A 16,567-nucleotide genomic window follows, 5' to 3' on the forward strand; every position below is an offset into this window, starting at 1 on the left:
CGGCGCGGACCGAATGAAGTTGGAGCCGTACCGTGCATCTCGACCACACGCATCACGGGCCGTCCGCGATCAGCGCCGACGCCCACCGTCCCGACGGCTCGCGCCGTGCCCTGCGGATAGGGCTCGGCGGCCCCGTCGGTTCGGGGAAGACCGCCACCGTCGCCGCGCTCTGCCGGGCGCTGCGCGACGAGCTGTCCCTCGCCGTCGTCACCAATGACATCTACACCCGCGAGGACGCCGAGTTCCTGCTGCGGGAAGCGGTGCTGCCGCCCGAGCGGATCACGGCCGTGGAGACGGGCGCCTGTCCGCACACGGCGATCCGGGACGACATCTCCGCGAACCTCGAAGCGGTCGAGGACCTGGAGGACGAGATCGGGCCGCTGGACCTGATCCTCGTGGAGTCCGGGGGCGACAACCTCACCGCGACCTTCTCCAAGGGGCTGGTCGACGCGCAGATCTTCGTGATCGACGTCGCGGGCGGGGACGACATCCCGCGCAAGGGCGGCCCGGGTGTCACGACGGCCGACCTGCTCGTCGTGAACAAGACCGACCTGGCGCCGTACGTCGGGTCCGATCTGGGCCGGATGGCGGCCGACGCCAAGGCGCAGCGGGCCGAACTTCCCGTGGTCTTCCAGTCGTTGCGGACCGAGGGCGGGGTCACTGCGGTCGCCGGCTGGGTACGGGAACGGCTCGCGGCGTGGAAGCCGTGACGACGGCGGGAGTGCGCGCCACCGCGCGGATCGAGGCGCGGGACGACGGCCGGGGCGGGACGTCGCTGCCCGTACTGGACGGGGAGGGGCCGCTCGCCCTGCGCCGGGTGCGGAGCGGCGGGTCCGAGGCGCGCGTGATGCTGGTCGGGGCGATGAGCGGACCGCTCGGCGGCGATCACCTCACCGTCGAGGCGCGGGTCGGTCCGGGCGCGCGGCTGCGGGTCGGCTCGGCGGCGGCCACCATCGCCCTGCCGGGACAGACCAAGGGCGAGGCCCGCTACGACGTGCGCCTCGATGTCGCCGACGGCGGCGAACTGGCTTGGCTGCCGGAGCAGTTGATCTCCGCTGGTGGCAGTGAACTGTCCGTCTCCTCGCGCGTCGACCTCGGGCTCGGTGCCCGGCTCGTCCTCCGGGAGGAGCAGGTGCTCGGGCGGGTGGGTGAGGAACCCGGGCGGCTCACCAGCCGTCTCACGGTGCGACGCGACGGCCGGGCCCTGCTCGACCAGGAGTTGGCGTGCGGTCCCGGCGCACCCGGTGGCTGGGACGGGCCCGCCGTCCTGGCGGGACATCGGGCCATCGGGCAACTCGTCGTCGTACGACCGGAGTTCGAAAGGGAGGTGCCGTCGGCGCGACTGCTGGGAGAGTATGCCGCGCTGACCCCGCTCGCCGGGCCCGCCGTGCTCGTGACGGCACTCGCCCCCGACGCGCTGTTGCTGCGCCGGGTGCTGGACGGGGCGCTGCGTGAGCTCGCCTGAAGTCGGCAGTCCGTGCGTGCCCGAAGTCAACAGCCTTTGAGGGAAGGCTGGTTCGCGGTACATTCACCGCTCAACGGAACAAGGCGTACCGGCTATCGGATTAGTAAAGAACCCGGGTCACATCTGTTCTCAGGGACCTCACAGCGGCAAGGATCCCCGTATCACTCGCAACGATGTACGGGGAGGTACCCACTTGAGGTCCAAGAGACCGACAAGACGGGTGACAGCGCTCGGTTCGGCCGGAGCACTGGTTACGGCGACCCTGATAGCCGGAGCCGTGGCGGCCCCGTCGGCCACCGCCGACTCGCGTCACGGTCAGAGCTACGGTCAGAGCCGTGAGCAGCGCGGCGCGGCCGTCGCCGCCGAGCGGGCCGCCAAGGCCGGGATCGACTGGCAGGACTGCCCGGCGGACTGGGGCTTCGAGAAGCCGATCCAGTGCGGCTGGGTCAGCGTGCCGCTGGACTACGCCCACCCGAACGGCAAGCAGATCAAGCTGGCCGTGGACCGCATCGGGAACACCGGTACCAAGGAGGAGCGCCAGGGCGCGCTCGTCTACAACCCGGGCGGCCCCGGTGGTTCGGGCATGCGCTTCCCGCGCCGTGTCACCACCAAGAACCCCCTGTGGGCGAACACCGCCAAGGCCTACGACTTCGTGGGCTTCGACCCGCGCGGCGTCGGCCACTCGGCGCCCATCTCCTGCATCGACCCGCAGGAGTTCGTCAAGGCGCCCAAGGCGGACCCGGTCCCGGACTCCGAGGCCGACAAGCGCGCCCAGCGCAAGCTGGCCGCGGCGTACGCGGACGGCTGCGCCGAGCGCAGCGGCAAGGCCGTGCTGGCGCAGATGACCACGCCCAACACGGCACGCGACCTGGACGTCATCCGGGCCGCGCTCGGTGAGAAGAAGCTCAACTACCTGGGCGTCTCGTACGGCACGTACCTCGGCGCCGTCTACGGCACGCTGTTCCCGGGCCACGTGCGCCGCATGGTCGTCGACAGCGTCGTCAACCCGTCGCGCGAGAACATCTGGTACCAGGCCAACCTGGAGCAGGACATCGCCTTCGAGGGCCGCTGGAAGGACTGGGAGGACTGGGTCGCCAAGAACGACGCCACCTTCCACCTCGGCGACACCCGCGCCAAGGTGCAGGACCAGTGGCTGAAGCTGCGCGCCACCGCGAAGAAGAGCCCGCTGGGCGGCGTCGTCGGCCCCGCCGAGCTGATCTCCTTCTTCCAGAGCGCTCCGTACTACGACTCGTCGTGGGTGCCGACCGCCTCGGTGTTCAGCAAGTACGTCGCCGGTGACACCCAGGCGCTCGTCGACGCAGCGTCCCCCGACCTGTCCGACACGGCGGGCAACATCTCCTCGGAGAACGGCAACGCCGTGTACACGGCCGTCGAGTGCACCGACGCCCAGTGGCCCACCAGCTGGAGGAAGTGGGACCGGGACAACACCCGGCTCCACAAGGACTACCCGTTCATGACGTGGGCCAACGCGTGGATGAACCTGCCGTGCGCCACCTGGCCGGTCAAGCAGCAGACGCCGGTGAACGTGAAGACCGGCAAGGGTCTGCCGGCCGTCCTGATCGTCCAGTCCACGAATGACGCCGCCACGCCGTACGTCGGCGCCGTCGAGCTGCACAAGCGGTTCAAGGGCTCCCGCCTGATCACCGAGCAGGGCGCGGGCTCGCACGGTGTGACCGGTCTGGTCAACCCGTGCATCAACGGGCGGGTGGACTCCTACCTGCTCACCGGCAAGACGGACGCCGCCGACGTGACGTGCGCGCCGCACGCCACTCCGCAGCCGTAGTCCTCGCTGCACGAGGGGGCGGCCGGTCCGACCGGCCGCCCCCTCGGTCGTACGCGTCACCTCGCCGCCTCAGGACGCGAGCCAGGCGTCCTCCGCCGCGTAGTCGAACAGATCCCCGTAGTTCCTGAACATCGCGGGATACGCCTCACGCCAGTCCCGCCCCGCGAGCTGCCGCTCGATCGAGGCGATCGTCTCCGGGAGCGTGTCGGCGTACCGGATCACGGGGCGATGGCCCAACTCCCGCTCGGCGGCGCTCATGTCGCAGATCACGGGCCGGGGGACCGACCAAGGGGTGTCGCCCACGGTGGGGGACGGGGGAGGCCCGTCGACGAGGACGTCCTCCGTCCGGGCGCCCATCACCGCGTCGATGGCCCGCGCGATCTCCGCCACGGTCGGCGCCTCGGGGTCGCACGCGTTGAGGACCCGCGAGCCCGGTCGCGCGGCGGCCAGGCGGATCAGCTCGGCGAGGGTGTGGACGCTCACCGGATGGAAACGGCTCGCGCCGCCGAACGCGAGGATGCGCCTGCGGCGGCCGTCGAGATTGCGCTTGACGACATACAGCTCGCGGGGCGTGCGGCAGTACGGGCCGTGGACGGCGCCCGCCCGCAGCAGCGTCGTCGGCAACCGGTCGCCCGCCGCGAGGAGTTCACGCTCCAGAGCCACCTTGCGCGTGCTGTACGTCGACTCGCCCGGAGGGACGGTCCCCTGGCTCTCCGGAATCGGCAACGGATACGAGGGGAAGCCGTCCGGCTCGGCCTGCGTGTCGAAACCGCGCCCCTTGTCGTCCTCGTACACCGACACGCTGGAGATGACGACCGCCGAACCGACCCGGCCGGCTAGCGCCGTCAGCTGCCGCGCGTGGCCGGCTCCGTACGCCACGATGTCCACCAGCGCGTCGCACCCGTCACCGACCACCGTGGCCAGTGCGGTGTCGTCCTCCCGGTCCAGCGCGGCCGTGCGCACCTCGGCGGGCCAGCCGTCGTCACGGCCGCCGCCGCGCGACGCGGCCGTCACGTCCCAGCCGTCCCCTGCGAGCGCTTTCACGGCCGCGCGCCCGATCTGTCCTGTCGCTCCGATCACCACAGCACGTCTCATACGTAAGAAACGTACAGGACGTACGTATGAGTTCCCGGCTGGATCAACGCAGCGGCATCCGGGGGAACTTGCGCCCCGCCTCGGCCTTCTCCGCGGCCTCCTCCGCCTTGACGACGGCCGCGTACCGGTCGACGTACTCCTGCTCGGAGAGGCTCAGGATCGCGTACATGATCTCGTCGGTGATGGCGCGCAGGATGGCCTTCTCGTTCTCCATCCCGGCATAACGCGAGAAGTCGAGCGGCTTGCCGAAGCGGATCACCACGGGGTGGATCCGCGGGAGCTTCCTGCCCGGGGGCTGCGCCTCGAACGTGCCGATCATCGCGCAGGGGATGACCGGGGCCTGGGCCCGCAGGGCCATGACCGCGACGCCGACCTTGCCCTTGTAGAGCCGTCCGTCGTGCGAGCGGGTGCCCTCGGGGTAGATGCCGAGCAGCTCGTCCTTGCGCAGCACCCCGAGTCCCTCGCGGATCGCGGCCTGCCCCGCCTCCTTGCCGGAACGGTCCACCGGAATCTGCCCGGCGCTGCGGAAGAAGGCGGCCGTCAGCCGCCCCTTGATGCCGGGCCCCGTGAAGTACTCGGCCTTCGCGAGGAAGGTGATCCGGCGCTTCAGGATCGCCGGCATCAGGAAGTGGTCCGCGAAGGACAGGTGGTTGCCGGCCACGATGGCAGGGCCCGACGACGGAATGTGCTCAAGGCCCTCGATCCGAGGCCGGAAGACCAGTCTCAACAGTGGACCCAGAAGCACATATTTGAGCACGTAATAAAACACTGGGGCGCTCCTCATTTCCCCCGGGGAGCGATCAGTGTAGGCGCGGCCGTCGCCGGGCGTAACCAGTGCGGTGTCACCCTCTGTGGCCTCTTGGCCGGTATCAGACCCCTTGCGTCAGGACTTTCTCAAGGGCCCCTAGAGCCGACTGGAGTTCCTCGGCCGTGATGGTGAGCGGCGGCGCCAGCCGGATGGTCGAACCGTGCGTGTCCTTGACCAGAATCCCCTCGTCCATCAGGCCCTGGCTGATCTCGCGGCCCGTGCCGATGGAGGGGTCGATGTCGACGCCCGCCCACAGCCCGCGCGAGCGGAAGCCGTCGACGCCCCGGCCCACCAGGGCCGTCAGCCCGTCCCGCAGGAGGACGCCCAGCTCGGCGGCCCTGCGCTGGTACTCACCGGTCTCCAGCAGCCCGACGACCGCCGATCCGACCGCGGCGGCCAGCGGATTGCCGCCGAAGGTGGAGCCGTGCTCACCCGGGCGGAGCACCTCCATCACGTCCCGGCGTCCGACGACCGCGGAGACCGGCACGATGCCGCCGCCGAGCGCCTTGCCGAGCAGCAGCAGATCGGGGACGACCGACTCGTGTTCCACCGCCAGGGTGGTGCCGGTACGCCCGAGGCCGGACTGGATCTCGTCCGCGACGAACAGACAGCCGGTGCGGCGGGTGAGCTCGCGGACGCCGGCGAGATAGCCGTCGTCCGGGATGACCACGCCCGCCTCGCCCTGGATGGGCTCGAGCAGCACGGCGGCCGTCGTCTCGTCGATCGCCGCCTCGAGCGCGGCCAGGTCGTTGTACGGCACGACCCGGAAACCCGGAGTGAAGGGGCCGAAGCCGGTACGGGCCGTCTCGTCCGTGGAGAAGCTGACGATCGTGGTCGTACGGCCGTGGAAGTTGTCCGCCGCCACCACGATGGTGGCCCGGTCGGGTTCGACGCCCTTCACCTCGTACGCCCATTTGCGGGCCACCTTGATGGCGCTCTCCACCGCCTCCGCGCCCGTGTTCATCGGCAGGACCATGTCCAGGCCGGTCAGCTCGGCCAGGGACTCGGCGAATCCGGCCAGCTTGTCGTTGTGGAAGGCCCGCGAGGTGAGGGTGAGACGGTCGAGCTGGCGGTGCGCGGCCTCGATCAGCACCGGGTTGCGGTGGCCGAAGTTGAGGGCCGAGTAGCCCGCCAGCATGTCGAGGTAGCGGCGGCCCTCGACGTCCTCGACCCAGCTGCCCTCGGCGTGCGCGACGACCACGGGCAGCGGGTGGTAGTTGTGCGCCAGGACAGGAGCCTCGGCTCGGATCAGTTCGTCGGAGCTGCGCGTACCGGCGACGGCGGACGCAGTCGTACGGGCGGGAGCGGTCATGAACGGATCTCCTGAGTGCAGCACTTGATGCCGCCGCCGGCCTTCTGGAACTCCGAGAGGTCGACGGGGACGGGGATGTAGCCGTGGCGGACGAGCTGTTCGGCGAGGGCCTCGGCGCGCGGCGCGATGAAGACATGACGGCCGTCGGAGACCGAGTTGAGGCCGAAGGCGAAGGCGTCCTCGCGGGTCGCGAGCACCGCGTCCGGGAACAGCCGGGCGAGCACCTCGCGGCTGCCCGGGGAGAAGGCCTCCGGGTAGTAGGCGATGTTGTCGTCGTCGAGGACGAAGAGCGCGGTGTCCAGGTGGTAGAAGAGCGGGTCCACCAGCTGGAGGCTGATCACCGGGACGCCGAAGAACTCCTGGACCTCGCGATGGGCCTCGGGTGTCGTGCGGAATCCGGTCCCCGCGAGGACATAGCGGCGCGTCGGGACGAGATCGCCCTCGCCCTCGCACACCGACTCGGGGCGGTAGACGTCGAAACCGGCCGCCTTGAACCAGGTCTCGTACGCGGTGGACTCGGGGCGGCGCTCCGGCGCGTGGAAGGACGAGCCGAAGACACGGCCCTCCAGGACGAGCGCGCAGTTCGCGGCGAAGACCATGTCGGGAAGGCCGGCCACCGGTTCGACGGAGTCGACGGTGTGGCCGTGCGCGCGATAGGCGCTGATCAGCGCCTTCCACTGATCGCGCGCGAGATCGACGTCCACGGGGGTGTCGGGACGCATCCAGGGGTTGATCGCGTACTGCACGGCGAAGTGTCTGGGTTCGCAGACGAGAAAGCGCCGGGGGCGCGGCACACGGCTGTCGGGCACAGAGAGGTTCCTCCGCTTCCTGCGGTGTCGGCTGATGGGATGCCTCCACGGTAAGAAGCGGGGGATACGGACGACAAGCGACGAGAGCTGCGCGTATACGCAGTACTACTGCGCAATGTGCCGGATCAGCGCACGTTTCCTGCGTCGTCCGGGGCTGCGTACGTCGCCCCGGCCTCCGGGGCCTCGGGCAGCAGATGGGACAGCACCATGTAGCTGATCGTCTTCCGGATGAAAGGTTCCACCCGGATGCGTTCCAGGATCTCCTCGAAGTGCTCCACATCGACGGCCCGCACATGCAGCAGCGCGTCCGCGCCCCCGGTCACGGTCATCGCCGCGGTGATCTCCGGATGGTTGCGCACCACCTCCGCGAGCCGCCGGGGCGGCGCCGCACCCTCGCAGTACACCTCGACGTACGCCTCCGTGCGCCAGCCGAGCGCCACGGGCTTCACCGTGGCCGTGAACCCGGTGATCACGCCCGTCTCGCGCAGCCGGTCGACCCGGCGCTTGACCGCCGTCGCGGACAGTCCGATCGCCGCGCCGATCTCCGCGAAACTCGTCCTGGCATTGGCCATCAGAGCCGTGATGATCTTGCGGTCGAGCTCGTCGAACATCGCGGGCTTGCTGTTCATGGCGGCACTGTATCCAGCGACGGCGTCCACCCGGCCGGGGACCACGTCCATGTCCCGCGCATGTCCAGCCGTGGCAATCGCTCTTACACTCCACTCTCATGCTGCGCGCGCTCGCCGTCGACGACGAACAACCGTCCCTCGAAGAACTCCTGTATCTGCTGAACGCCGATCCCCGGGTCGGCAGCGCCGAGGGAGCGAGCGACGCGACCGAGGCGCTGCGCCGGATCAACCGGGCCCTGGAGTCCGGACCCGGCGGGCCCGAGGCGATCGACGTCGTCTTCCTCGACATCCACATGCCCGGCCTGGACGGGCTCGACCTGGCCCGGCTGCTCGGCGGGTTCGCCCAGCCGCCGCTCGTCGTGTTCGTGACCGCCCACGAGGGCTTCGCCGTGCAGGCCTTCGACCTCAAGGCCGTGGACTACGTCCTCAAGCCCGTACGCCGAGAACGGCTCGCCGAGGCGGTACGGCGGGCCGTCCAGCTCCGGGACACCGCACCCCTGATCCCCGTCCACGAGCCCGACCCCGACCACATATCCGTCGAACTCGGCGGAGTGACCCGCTTCGTGGCCGTCGAGGACATCACCCATGTCGAGGCACACGGCGACTACGCCCGGCTGCACACCGCGCAGGGCAGCCACCTGGTGCGCATCCCGCTGTCCACCCTCGAAGAGCGCTGGCGCCCCCGCGGCTTCGTCCGCATCCACCGGCGCCACCTCGTCGCGCTGCGCCACATCGGCGAACTCCGCCTGGACGCGGGCACGGTGAGCGTCCTCGTCGACTCCGTCGAACTCCAGGTCAGCCGCCGTCACGCCCGCCAGCTGCGCGATCTGCTGCTGCGCCGGACCACGAGCTGAGGAGGGCGGCATGCCGCAGGACCCCACCGAACGCCGCGTGGTCGTCACCGGAGCGCCCCGGCGCACCCGACGGACCTCCGGCTACTACCGGCCGCGCACCGAGATCGACGAACAGACCACCCTCGGCCACACCTACGTCCGCTCCCTGATGCGCAGTCAACTTCGAGCGGCACTCGTCGTGTTCGCCGTTCTGGTGCTGCTCGTCGGCCCGCTGCCGCTGGTCTTCGCCGCGATGCCGGACGGCGCGACCCTGGAATGGGCCGTCCTCGGCTTCTGCGTGTACCCGCCGCTGGTGCTGCTCGCCCGCTGGTACGTACGGCGGGCCGAGCGCAACGAGAAGGACTTCGTGCGCCTGGTCGGGGACCGCTGAACCGTGAACGAGAACTACTCCGTTCCCGCGGTCGCCCTCGTCGTCGTCGCGACCGTCCTGGTCGGCGCGTTCGGGCTGCGCATATCCCGGACCACCTCCGACTTCTACGTCGCCTCGCGCACCGTCGGCCCCCGGCTCAACGCGGCAGCGATCAGCGGCGAATACCTCTCCGCCGCCTCCTTCCTGGGCATCGCCGGCCTGGTCCTCGTACAAGGCCCCGACATGCTCTGGTACCCCGTCGGGTACACCGCCGGCTATCTCGTCCTGCTCCTCTTCGTCGCGGCTCCGCTGCGCCGCTCCGGCGCCTACACCCTGCCCGACTTCGCGGAGGCCCGGCTCGGCTCCCAGGCCGTCAGGCGGCTCGCCGGGGCGTTCGTCGTCGGTGTCGGCTGGCTCTATCTGCTGCCCCAGCTCCAAGGCGCCGGGCTGACACTGGCGGTGCTGACCGACGCGCCCGACTGGTTCGGCGGGGTGCTCGTCGCCGTCGTCGTGGTGGCCACGGTCGCCGCGGGCGGCATGCGCAGCATCACCTTCGTGCAGGCCTTCCAGTACTGGCTCAAGCTCACCGCGCTGCTGGTCCCCGCGCTCTTCCTGATCCTCGCCTGGCAGTCCCACGGCGCCCCCCGCGACGCCTTCGACGAACCCCCGGCCTTCCGCGAACGGCGCCTCGTCCAGTTCGACGCCACGCTCGACCTGAAGCTGTCCCGGCCGCTGACCGTCACCGCGACGGGTACCGTCGACGGCCGCCGGTACGAGGACACCCGCGTCCGGCTCCCGCCGGGCGCCCACCACCTCGAGCGCGGCACCCGGCTGACCTTCGACCGGGGCGACCCGGTCCCAACGGCCGACCGCGGCGGCAACGGCGCCATGTCGACCTCGCTGGCCGCCGGACGGGAGGAACGCCCGCTGTACGCCACCTACGGGCTGATCCTCGCCACCTTCCTCGGCACCATGGGCCTGCCCCACGTCGTCGTCCGCTTCTACACCAGCCCGCACGGCGTCGCCGCCCGCCGCACCACCGTCGCCGTCCTCGGCCTGATCGGCGCCTTCTACCTCCTCCCGCCCGTCTACGGAGCGCTGGGCCGCCTGTACGCCCCCGAACTCAGCCTCACCGGCGACGCGGACGCCGCCGTACTCCTGCTGCCCGACCGGATGATCGGCGGAGTCGGCGCCAACCTCCTCGGGGCGCTCGTCGCGGGCGGCGCCTTCGCCGCGTTCCTCTCGACCGCGTCCGGACTGACCATGGCGGTCGCGGGCGTGCTCACCCAGGACGTGCTGCCCTCCCGGGGCGTACGGCACTTCCGGCTCGGCACCGTGCTGGCGATGGCCGTGCCGCTCGCCGCGAGCGTGCTGGTGGGCGGGCTGCCCGTCGCCGACGCAGTGGGGCTCGCGTTCGCCGTGTCCGCCTCCTCCTTCTGCCCGCTCCTGGTGCTGGGCATCTGGTGGCGGCGGCTCACCCCACCGGGGGCGGCCGCCGGAATGCTCGTCGGCGGCGGCGCGGCACTCGTCGCCGTCGGCGCGACCATGGCCGGCTATCCGGGCACGGGGTCCTTGCACGCGCTGCTCGCCTGGCCGGCGCTCTGGTCGGTGCCGCTCGGCTTCGTGACCATGGTGCTGGTGTCCCTGGCCACCGCCACCCGCGTACCCCCCGGGACGGCGGCGATCCTGGCCCGCTTCCACCTCCCGGAGGAACTCACGGACGGCCAGGTCCGCGCGGCGGTGAGCGGAACGGCGAGCGCGGCCGCGGGCGCGAAGGAGTCCGGGGTATGAGGGATTCGGCCGACGGGGTGCGAGGTGAGGGGTGTTCGCTGGGTGTGTGGCAGGTGCGGCGGCCTCCGAGAGGGCTGCGCGGGTACGGCTGTTCGGGCGGCCGGTGGCCGGGCCGCGGTGGTGACCGACGCTCGCCGGGGCGGTCGTACACGCGCGGCCTCGCGGGCGGGGCGGTGACCGGGTGAGTGGATTTCTCGCCGGGCTCTGTGTCGCCGTACTCCCCCTGCTGGCAGCCGGGTTCTGGCTCGGCAGGCGCACCGCGCGGCCCGAGAGCCTCGGCGGACTCGGCACGCCGGTCGAGCACGCCACCTTCCAGACCCTGCACACCGCCTCGCTGGCCGCGCCCCCGCTCCGCGCGGGACTCACCGAGGAGACGGCCCGCCGGTCCGCCCGGCGGCTGCGCACCCTGCTCGGCACGGACGCGCTGTGCCTCACGGACCAGGAGACGGTCCTCGTCTGGGACGGTGCCGGGGCCCACCACCGCACCGAGATCATGGAACGGCTCGGCGGCCCCCTGGAGACCGGCCGCGGCGAGGCCTTCCGGCTGACCTGCGACGAGCCCGACTGCCCGCTGCGCTGGGCCGTCGTCGCACCGCTCACCGTCGACGAACGGGTGCACGGAGCGCTCGTCGCCTGCGCGCCCCGCGAGTCGGCCGTCCTCGTACGCGCCGCGGGCGAGGTCGCGCGCTGGGTCTCGGTCCAGTTGGAGCTCGCCGACCTCGACCAGTCCCGGACGCGGCTGATCGAGGCCGAGATCAAGGCACTTCGCGCCCAGATATCACCGCACTTCATCTTCAACTCGCTGGCCGTGATCGCCTCGTTCGTCCGCACCGACCCGGAGCGCGCCCGCGAACTCCTTCTGGAGTTCGCCGACTTCACCCGCTACTCGTTCCGCAGGCACGGCGACTTCACCACCCTCGCCGACGAACTCCACGCCATCGATCACTACTTGGCGCTCGTCCGGGCCCGCTTCGGCGAGCGGCTGTCCGTCACCCTGCAGATCGCGCCCGAGGTACTGCCCGTCGCGCTGCCCTTCCTCTGCCTTCAGCCCCTGGTGGAGAACGCCGTCAAACACGGCCTCGAGGGCAAGACCGACAAGAGCCACATCAGCATCACCGCGCAGGACGCGGGCGCCGAGGCACTGGTCGTCATCGAGGACAACGGCACCGGCATGGACCCCGAACGGCTGCGCCGCATCCTGTCCGGAGAGGTCAGCCCCTCCGGGGGGATCGGGCTCTCCAACGTCGACGAACGGCTGCGCCAGGTGTACGGGGACGATCACGGCCTCGTCATCGAGACCGCGGTGGGGGCGGGTATGAAGATCACCGCTCGGCTCCCCAAGTACCAGCCGGGCGTGCACTCGGCGGCACGCCGACCGCGACCATGAGCGGCGCGGACGGCGGTTCGGGGCCGGGGGAGGGGAGTGGCCGAAGCGGCGGGCCGGGACCTTGCGGGTCGTCGGCCGAGGCGGCGGGCGGGGACCCGGGGACTGCGCGGCCGGAGCGATGGCCCGGGCTCAGGCGCTGCGTGAGACCACCATCCCCAGCGTGATCAGGCCGAGCACGACCCAGCCGAACCACAGCCAGCCGTTACTGCCCAGCGCCACCGTGTAGGCCGTCACCATGACGAGCCCGCCCACGGTGAGCACCCCCATCGTCTTCGTCGTACCGGGCATCGCAACACCCTCCTCCAGGCGGGTCCGCGACGCGGGCCGTGGCCTTTGGGGCCATTTTCACCCGGAGGGAGGAGGTTCGCCAGGGCCCGGGGGACTACTGCGCTCCCCGCGGCGGTCGTTGGCCTTCCTCGATCGAGCAGATCACCAGGTAGTACGGCCGGGCCCACACACCCGTACTGCGCAAGCCATGACTCCAGTGATCGGTGGGGTCGTAGCCGTACCGCTCCGGTGGCGCGTCGACCGCGCACTGGTCGTTCGCCTGCTCCAAGGCGTCCGTCCCGGGCCGGTACACGCTCAGGTGGGTGATCTCGACGACCTTTCCCTGATGCTCCTTGTCGCAGGCGACCAGCTCGAAGTGCGTACTGACCCGCGCCTCGCCGCCCACATGGCCCAGGCAGTCGTCCCGCTGCATCTGCGTCGCGTCCGTGAAGGTCATCCCGTAGGGACGGAGCTCCCCGAGCGGCCCGAACACCGGCCCGTGCCGGCCCGCGAGCAGACAGGCGACGGTGCCGCCCGTGGTGGCGAAGCCCTCCCGGGTGGGCACGACGGCCATGCTCCTGACGTTCCAGGCGAGCTTGCGGGCGGTGCCCTTGGTCTTCTCCTCGCACCGGCGCGAGCCGTCGCGGCGGGCCGCCTCGAAGGAGGGCGCCTTGATCACCGCCATGACCTGCGCGTCGGGGCTCTCGTCGTGGCAGCTGGTGTCCAGCCTCAGCCGTGGCACGGTGGCCGCCTTCGAGAGGGACGGATCGCCGTAGACACAGTCGCCCCGGTGGAGGGGCTCGGTGAGCCCGACCACCTCGCCGTACGGCAGCCGGGCCGCCTGGTGCGCGCCCGCGTACCAGACCACCCCGGCCGCCAGGCCGAGCGCGAGCAGCCCCGCGACCACGGCCTGCGGGGCGCGTGGCCGCTGCCGCCGTCGCCGCCCGGGGGGTCCGGGGACCGGGGCGGGCGGCGCCCCGGTCCAGGGCGGTCCGAAGCCCTGGCCGTGCCCCGGCAGAGGCCCACCCGTCTCCGAACGGTCGAACCCGCGCCGCGGCGGCGGTGTGTACGAGCCATGAGCATGACCGGTCGGTGCGTACGGGCCGTGGGCATGACCGGTCGGTGCGTACGGGCCCGGCCCCTGGGCCGTCGCCGGGTACGGACCCGCGATGGGGGCGGCCGGGGCAGCGGGCGTGGCGGGCGTGTGGCCACCGGGTGCCGCCAGGCCGCGGTCCTGGGCCGGACCGTGCCCCGCGGCCCGGTTCTGGGCCGGGCCGTGCCCCGCGGCGGCACCCGGTGCCGGGTACGCGCCCGGCAGGGCCCGGCTCCGGTCTCCCGCCGGGCCGGACACCCCCGGGGACGCGTCGGACGTGTCGAGCCCCGACCACGGTGGCTGCGAGCCCGTGTCGAGACGGGTCGGTGGATGAGGCTGTGGGGTGAGAATCCGGGCCAGCGCCGACGCCGTGTCCTCCGCGGACAGCCGCAAGGCCGGATCCTTGACCAGCAGCGCCTCGACGACCGGTCGCAGGGCACCGGCCCGCCGCGGTGGCGGGGCCTCCTCCAGAACCGCGGCGGTGATCGCCTCGAGGTCGGTGTCCCGGTCGAACGGTCCGTGGCCCTCCACCCCGAAGTACAGGGTGCAGCCCAGCGAGAACAGGTCGGCCGCGGTGGTCGGCGGACCGCCCGTGGCCCGTTCCGGGGCCAGATAGCCGGCGGTGCCCACCAGCACGGACGTCTGGGTCCAGCGGGTCTCCAGGGAGTCGGGCTGGACCGATATCCCGTAGTCGGTGAGGAGAACGCGGGCCCCGGGGTTCCCGGTGCGGTCCGGGGCGAGCAGGATGTTGGCGGGCTTCACGTCCCGGTGCATGATCCCGCGCTCGTGCCCGGCGGTCAGGGCGTCAAGGACGGCGAGACCGATACGGGCACATGCGTCGGGGGCCAGCGGACCGCGCCGGGCTAGCCAGTCGCGCAGATCCTCGGCGCCCGCCACGTACTCCATCACGATCCATGGCAGGCCCTCGTGCTCCAGGACGTCGTGGACCGTGACGACGTGCGGGTGGCCGCGCAGTACCGCCGCGTGCCGGGCCTCGGCGCGGGCCCGCGCTGTCCGGGACTCGTGTTCCGCACCGCTCTCCGGGATGTCACGGAACCTGATCTCCTTGAGCGCGACGTCGCAGTCGAGCCGTTGGTCGTGCGCGAGCCACACGTGACCCATCCCGCCCGATCCGACCTGGTCCACGAGCAGGTACCGGCCGGCGATGATCCGGCCCACGCCGGACTGAGGTGCTCCCGTCATCAGGTCGCTCCCCCGTCGGGGGAGGACGGTCCGACGGAGTCACCGACCCCACCGGAATCGGCCCCACCGGAATCGGCCCCACCGGAATCGACCGAACCGGACTCACCGGCGCCGGTGTCGCCGGTTCCCGGGGTGGTGGGGCCGACGGGACCGGTGGTGGTCTGGCCGGTCGCGGTCTGGCCGGTGGTGGTGGCGCCGGCGTCGGTTCGGCCCGCGGTGGTCGTGCCGGCGTCGGTTTCGCCCGCGGTGGTCGCACCAGTGGCGCCGGTGCCTGCGCCGGTCCCACCTGTGGCGCCGGCGCCCGCACTGGTTTCGCCCGCGCTTGTTGCGCCCGTGCTTGCGGCGCCCGTGCTGGTTTCGCCTGCGGTGGCCCCTGTGTTCGTTGCGCCTGTGCTGGTCTCGCCCGCGGTGGCACCTGTCGTGGTTCCGCCCGCGCTGGTTTCGCCCGCGCTCGTCTCGCCCGCGGTGGCCCCTGTGTTTGTTGCGCCCGTGCCGCTCTCGCCCGCGGTGGCCCCTGTCGTGGCCCCCGTGGTGGTTTCACCCGGTCCCGTGCTGGACCCGTCCGGGCTCGATGTCGGCCCACCGGTGTCCTTGGGCGTGTCCGGGGCCTCGACGTGGTCCGTGTCGGAGACGACGAACAGCGTCACGGGCTCGCCCCACTCCAGGGTGCTGCCCTCGACCGGCCGGGAGGAGGTGACCCGGACGTCGTCCCGGGGCAGGGAACCGCCGTCATAGGCCAGGGCCAGTCCCGCGTTCGCCAGCCGGGCGCTCGCCTCGGCGAACGTCAGGCCCGTCACCTGCGGCACGGTCTTCTGAGCGTGCGGGTCGAAGGGTGTGTCGTCCGCGCCCGCCGTGCCGAGCGGGCGCGTGATCCCCCGGTCGGGGTTCTCGACGTCCACGAGTCGGAGCCGGTCGATCCGCGCCTTCCCCGGTGGCGGCTCGACGACGACGATCCCGTCCGGACGATATCCGGACCATTTCCTGTTTCCGCCCTTGAACTGCACCGAGGCCTTTTCGATGTTCGCCTCGGACGGACGCAGTGGGTTGCCGCAGGAGCACTTCACCGCGGGAAGCCCCTGACGGTCGACCAGAATGGCGATTCCGGTCTGGAGCAGGGCGTCGAAGGGGACGGCCTTGCCGTGTTTGTACTCGTGATTCGTCACGAGGGTGTCGTGACGCAGCACAACGGGTGTGAGTCGATCGACATATCCGGGGATCTCGGCCGGCCCGATATTCAGCACGCGGGCCCATTCCCGCGCCTTGGCAGAGTTCTTGGGGGCGGTGAGGAATTTCTTGAGCTTCCCGACGGCGCAGGTGCCGGGCCGCGCCGAGCCGCCGAAGTCGGGGGCGGGCCCACCCGATCCGTCCGGCCGGGGTGTGCCGCCGTTCCCGCCCTGCCCACCGGAGTCCTGGTGGCCGCCGGGTGCACCTCCGTACAACCCTGGACTGTTGCTGGCCTGCACCCCGCCGATCGGCCGGGCCCGCTGTGTGCCGGTGGTGTCCTTGCCGAGTGCGCCGTCCTCCTCGAAGAAGGGATGGGCCTGGGAAACCCCGGCGGCCACGGCACGTATGGCGAACAATTGATCGGATTTACTGCATCCGCTGATTACCAGTACGGAAACCAGCAGTAAAGCCATCCTGCCCGCCGCCGATAACCCGGACCTTCGCATGGACGCGTGAAATGTCATGACCGCTCCCCCT

The 16,567-nt window shown here is 71.6% G+C and carries 15 protein-coding genes; 7 read left to right on the forward strand and 8 right to left on the reverse strand.

Translation table 11 applies throughout. From position 1 onward, the window contains the following. Positions 1 to 32 precede the first annotated feature (32 nt). The 3 genes from ureG (at position 33) to OOK38_RS27825 (ending at position 3,269) form a co-directional block, all read left to right on the forward strand. Positions 33 to 710: an urease accessory protein UreG gene (gene ureG / locus OOK38_RS27815; protein WP_266756040.1), complete on the forward strand. Its 678-nt coding sequence runs from the start codon at positions 33 to 35 to the stop codon at positions 708 to 710. After that, the gene (locus OOK38_RS27820; protein WP_266756038.1) at positions 698 to 1,465 is read left to right on the forward strand and encodes an urease accessory protein UreD; all 768 of its coding nucleotides are present in this window, start codon (positions 698 to 700) and stop codon (positions 1,463 to 1,465) included. Before ureG ends, OOK38_RS27820 begins: the two co-directional genes overlap by 13 nt. A 193-nt stretch (positions 1,466 to 1,658) precedes the next feature. After that, positions 1,659 to 3,269 (forward strand): alpha/beta hydrolase, encoded by a 1,611-nt coding sequence (locus OOK38_RS27825; RefSeq protein WP_266756036.1) that lies wholly within the window; start codon positions 1,659 to 1,661, stop codon positions 3,267 to 3,269. A 69-nt stretch (positions 3,270 to 3,338) separates the two neighbouring features. On the opposite strand, the gene OOK38_RS27830 is transcribed toward OOK38_RS27825, so the two are convergent. The 5 genes from OOK38_RS27830 to OOK38_RS27850 all read right to left on the reverse strand — a co-directional run bounded on the left by OOK38_RS27830 (position 3,339) and on the right by OOK38_RS27850 (position 7,922). Further along, a complete protein-coding gene (locus tag OOK38_RS27830; RefSeq protein WP_266765578.1) occupies positions 3,339 to 4,352 on the reverse strand; it encodes an NAD(P)-dependent oxidoreductase in 1,014 nt (337 codons plus the stop codon). Positions 4,353 to 4,407: 55 nt separating this feature from the next. Next, a complete protein-coding gene (locus OOK38_RS27835) occupies positions 4,408 to 5,133 on the reverse strand; it encodes a 1-acyl-sn-glycerol-3-phosphate acyltransferase (protein WP_266756034.1) in 726 nt (241 codons plus the stop codon). A 100-nt stretch (positions 5,134 to 5,233) separates the two neighbouring features. Further along, a complete protein-coding gene (gene rocD / locus OOK38_RS27840; RefSeq protein ID WP_266756032.1) occupies positions 5,234 to 6,484 on the reverse strand; it encodes an ornithine--oxo-acid transaminase in 1,251 nt (416 codons plus the stop codon). Beyond that, positions 6,481 to 7,293, reverse strand: coding sequence for a dimethylargininase (gene ddaH, locus OOK38_RS27845; RefSeq protein ID WP_266756030.1), 813 nt, complete (start codon positions 7,291 to 7,293; stop codon positions 6,481 to 6,483). The genes rocD and ddaH overlap by 4 nt, the downstream gene beginning before the upstream one ends. A gap of 125 nt (positions 7,294 to 7,418) precedes the next feature. Beyond that, positions 7,419 to 7,922 carry an Lrp/AsnC family transcriptional regulator gene (locus OOK38_RS27850; RefSeq protein ID WP_266756029.1) on the reverse strand — a complete coding sequence of 168 codons (504 nt, stop codon included), beginning with the start codon at positions 7,920 to 7,922 and terminating at the stop codon, positions 7,419 to 7,421. A 98-nt stretch (positions 7,923 to 8,020) separates the two neighbouring features. On the opposite strand from OOK38_RS27850, the gene OOK38_RS27855 reads away from it, so the two are divergent. The 4 genes from OOK38_RS27855 (at position 8,021) to OOK38_RS27870 (ending at position 12,303) form a co-directional block, all read left to right on the forward strand. Beyond that, complete coding sequence (locus OOK38_RS27855; protein ID WP_266756027.1) at positions 8,021 to 8,776, forward strand: LytTR family DNA-binding domain-containing protein; 756 nt, start codon at positions 8,021 to 8,023, stop codon at positions 8,774 to 8,776. A gap of 10 nt (positions 8,777 to 8,786) precedes the next feature. Beyond that, entirely contained in the window at positions 8,787 to 9,146 is a 360-nt protein-coding gene (locus tag OOK38_RS27860; protein ID WP_266756025.1) for a hypothetical protein, read from the forward strand. 3 nt (positions 9,147 to 9,149) lie between these two features. Then, positions 9,150 to 10,916, forward strand: a complete 1,767-nt coding sequence (locus OOK38_RS27865; protein WP_266756023.1) for a cation acetate symporter — start codon at positions 9,150 to 9,152, stop codon at positions 10,914 to 10,916. Between the two features lie 181 nt (positions 10,917 to 11,097). Continuing rightward, entirely contained in the window at positions 11,098 to 12,303 is a 1,206-nt protein-coding gene (locus OOK38_RS27870) for a sensor histidine kinase (protein WP_266756021.1), read from the forward strand. Between the two features lie 129 nt (positions 12,304 to 12,432). On the opposite strand, the gene OOK38_RS27875 is transcribed toward OOK38_RS27870, so the two are convergent. From OOK38_RS27875 to OOK38_RS27885, 3 genes are all read right to left on the reverse strand, one after another. Then, positions 12,433 to 12,591: a hypothetical protein gene (locus OOK38_RS27875; RefSeq protein WP_266756019.1), complete on the reverse strand. Its 159-nt coding sequence runs from the start codon at positions 12,589 to 12,591 to the stop codon at positions 12,433 to 12,435. Positions 12,592 to 12,685: 94 nt separating this feature from the next. Next, complete coding sequence (locus OOK38_RS27880) at positions 12,686 to 14,866, reverse strand: serine/threonine-protein kinase (protein WP_266756017.1); 2,181 nt, start codon at positions 14,864 to 14,866, stop codon at positions 12,686 to 12,688. Continuing rightward, positions 14,866 to 16,446 (reverse strand): PASTA domain-containing protein, encoded by a 1,581-nt coding sequence (locus OOK38_RS27885; RefSeq protein WP_266756015.1) that lies wholly within the window; start codon positions 16,444 to 16,446, stop codon positions 14,866 to 14,868. Before OOK38_RS27885 ends, OOK38_RS27880 begins: the two co-directional genes overlap by 1 nt. Between the last annotated feature and the right edge of the window lie 121 nt (positions 16,447 to 16,567).

Origin of the sequence: Streptomyces sp. NBC_00568 (genome assembly GCF_026341855.1) — a bacterium.
Lineage (GTDB): Bacteria > Actinomycetota > Actinomycetes > Streptomycetales > Streptomycetaceae > Streptomyces.

Excerpts from the sequence above, each read along its gene's own strand:
- rocD (WP_266756032.1), bottom strand. The coding sequence starts at position 6,484 with ATGACCGCTCCCGCCCGTACGACTGCGTCCGCCGTCGCCGGTACGCGC.
- OOK38_RS27850 (WP_266756029.1), bottom strand. The coding sequence starts at position 7,922 with ATGAACAGCAAGCCCGCGATGTTCGACGAGCTCGACCGCAAGATCATC.
- OOK38_RS27855 (WP_266756027.1), top strand. The coding sequence starts at position 8,021 with ATGCTGCGCGCGCTCGCCGTCGACGACGAACAACCGTCCCTCGAAGAA.
- OOK38_RS27860 (WP_266756025.1), top strand. The coding sequence starts at position 8,787 with ATGCCGCAGGACCCCACCGAACGCCGCGTGGTCGTCACCGGAGCGCCC.
- OOK38_RS27875 (WP_266756019.1), bottom strand. The coding sequence starts at position 12,591 with ATGCCCGGTACGACGAAGACGATGGGGGTGCTCACCGTGGGCGGGCTC.
- OOK38_RS27880 (WP_266756017.1), bottom strand. The coding sequence starts at position 14,866 with ATGACGGGAGCACCTCAGTCCGGCGTGGGCCGGATCATCGCCGGCCGG.